The sequence below is a fragment of the Tepidibacter mesophilus genome, assembly GCF_002724055.1.
Lineage (GTDB): Bacteria > Bacillota > Clostridia > Peptostreptococcales > Peptostreptococcaceae > Tepidibacter_A > Tepidibacter_A mesophilus.
This window is the reverse complement of sequence record NZ_BDQY01000071.1, coordinates 1-539: the sequence shown is the minus strand read 5'-3', so window position 1 is coordinate 539 and position 539 is coordinate 1. Positions and strand designations below refer to the sequence as shown.

The following is a 539-nucleotide window of genomic DNA, read 5'->3' as shown; positions in this document are numbered from 1 at the left end:
CAGGAATCAAAATCCTGAGCCTTACCGACTTGGCGAATCCCCAGTATGGCGTGCCTGCAGGGATTCGAACCCCGGACACGTGGCTTAGAAGGCCACTGCTCTATCCAACTGAGCTACAGGCACATATTTGGAGCGGGTGAAGGGAGTCGAACCCTCGCAGCCGGCTTGGAAGGCCGGAACTCTACCACTGAGCTACACCCGCATGTTTCATGGTGGAGGGGACTGGATTCGAACCAGTGAAAGCGATGCTAACAGATTTACAGTCTGCCCCCTTTGGCCAACTCGGGAACCCCTCCATATTTTGGAGCTAGTGATAGGAATCGAACCTACAACCTGCTGATTACAAGTCAGCTGCTCTACCGTTGAGCCACACTAGCACTTTTTTATTTTTTTGTATCTCCCAAAGAAAAAGAATTATTTGGCGACCTGGAAGGGACTCGAACCCTCGACCTCCAGCGTGACAGGCTGGCATTCTAACCAACTGAACTACCAGGCCAAATAATTGGTGGGCTCAACAGGGCTCGAACCTGTGACCCCCT

5 tRNA genes are annotated in these 539 nt (G+C 52.1%); all 5 read right to left on the bottom strand.

Features of this window, described 5'->3' with window-relative positions:
* Window positions 1-46 precede the first annotated feature (46 nt).
* A tRNA-Arg gene (locus tag Tmeso_RS15875) sits at window positions 47-123 on the bottom strand.
* Between the two features lie 5 nt (window positions 124-128).
* Window positions 129-202: transfer RNA gene (locus Tmeso_RS15870), tRNA-Gly, on the bottom strand.
* 8 nt (window positions 203-210) lie between these two features.
* Window positions 211-296: transfer RNA gene (locus tag Tmeso_RS15865), tRNA-Tyr, on the bottom strand.
* A gap of 6 nt (window positions 297-302) precedes the next feature.
* Window positions 303-377: transfer RNA gene (locus tag Tmeso_RS15860), tRNA-Thr, on the bottom strand.
* A 42-nt stretch (window positions 378-419) separates the two neighbouring features.
* Window positions 420-496, bottom strand: a tRNA-Asp gene (locus tag Tmeso_RS15855).
* Between the last annotated feature and the right edge of the window lie 43 nt (window positions 497-539).